This window comes from Peribacillus sp. P4_D6, from assembly GCF_056401795.1.
On the sequence record NZ_JBFUIQ010000325.1, the window covers coordinates 1 to 1,414 of the forward strand.

General features: G+C 36.3%; 1 protein-coding gene and 1 pseudogene. One reads left to right on the top strand and one right to left on the bottom strand.

What is annotated here, in order from left to right; all coding sequences use genetic code 11:
• Positions 1-92: 92 nt before the first annotated feature.
• Entirely contained in the window at positions 93-836 is a 744-nt protein-coding gene (locus tag AC1DVB_RS27220; protein WP_223255799.1) for a type II toxin-antitoxin system SpoIISA family toxin, read from the bottom strand.
• Positions 837-1,096: 260 nt separating this feature from the next.
• On the opposite strand from AC1DVB_RS27220, the pseudogene AC1DVB_RS27225 reads away from it, so the two are divergent.
• Positions 1,097-1,414: pseudogene (locus AC1DVB_RS27225) on the top strand (hypothetical protein); the annotation flags it as partial.

Sequence of the window (1,414 nt, forward strand, 5' to 3'; positions counted from 1 at the left end):
GTGTGAGGACTTAAACCTACATCGGGTATTTTAACCTGTGGTTTGATTACGGCAACTGACACTTCGTTCCCGGCTTTATCATAAATGCTCATTTATCCTTCACCACCTGGTTTTTGTTTTATGACCATATCGAACATCATGATTAATAATGCTATCAATAAACAATCGACTTCTGAAACGAAGCTTTCTGATTTAACGTCAAGGATATAGGGTTCCATCAAAATACTAACAGGCTGCAGAGCCATTTTTTCTTCATCATTATAATACGTATCTTCTCTTTCCAATGTAGCACGAATGGTACTGCCATTCAAGTTCGGAACCCCATTTATCACCGACTGCTTGTCCTGTTCGGTTTTGAAAGGAAGGATTTTCACGTTCATCCCTTCCTTTGCTGCATATGCTTGAAGGAGAATGCTCAAATAAGCCAAGTATTCCTTATTCGTTTGATAATACTCAGGTATTCCTTCTTTCTTTAGGAGATGGAACATATTCTTGACCTTTTCCCTATTATCCGTTAATAGTTTATCACTTTCCGCAACGGCTTTTGTTGCATAGGATAGCTCGTTATCGCCAATCTTCGATATATACATGCTCAAGAACACAAACATATCAATCAGGATGAATACGATAGCCATGATCAAGAAATTTTCCCACTCATTAAAAATGCTCATCGGATAGAAATTCCAATAAATCAGTGCTCCCAGTATAAAAATGATATACCAGGTTTTTCGAATCGCTTCAATCCTTTTACTAACCTTCTCTTTATATTTCCAAGAAAGAATGACATAGGCTAATAATGCAATAAATACTACCCATACAAAGACTCTGAAAAACATTAACAATCGATTTATCCCCCTACCATTCAGCTGCTACATTCCTTATCCCGTCCTCTATATTATTCATTATATATACCTCTATTCCCTGCCTGAGACGGGTGAAACTTAAACATTTGCCACAAGAAAAAACACTCCACCCAATGTGATTTTACAGATATCTTTATCATTTATCTTGTGGGACATCATAGTAAATAACCGTATAAATTCTATGATATGATATGTATTAATAAAAGCTATGATTACTATTGGAGGAAGCTATCATGATGAAAATTATTAAGATCCTCATTTCTACTTTTATACTCTTGTTACTTTTCCTTAACCTCTATCCTCCGCTTGGAAGACGGACAAACAAAGAAAAAGTAAGAAGTTTCACTACTAAAGAGAATTTTGCCAAAGGGAAATTCCAAAATCAGATTCCTGCCAGTCAAGCGATGAGTCTTAAGCATACTGGTTCCATTTTACGTGATTTCATAAAACCTAATCCAAAGAGGAGGCCCGACAGTCCCATTGTAATTGGAACAAAAGAACCCACTTCTAAGAATACCAATAACATCACCTGGTTTGGTCATTCTGCATTC

Excerpts from the sequence above, each read along its gene's own strand:
- AC1DVB_RS27220 (WP_223255799.1), bottom strand. The coding sequence starts at position 836 with ATGTTTTTCAGAGTCTTTGTATGGGTAGTATTTATTGCATTATTAGCC.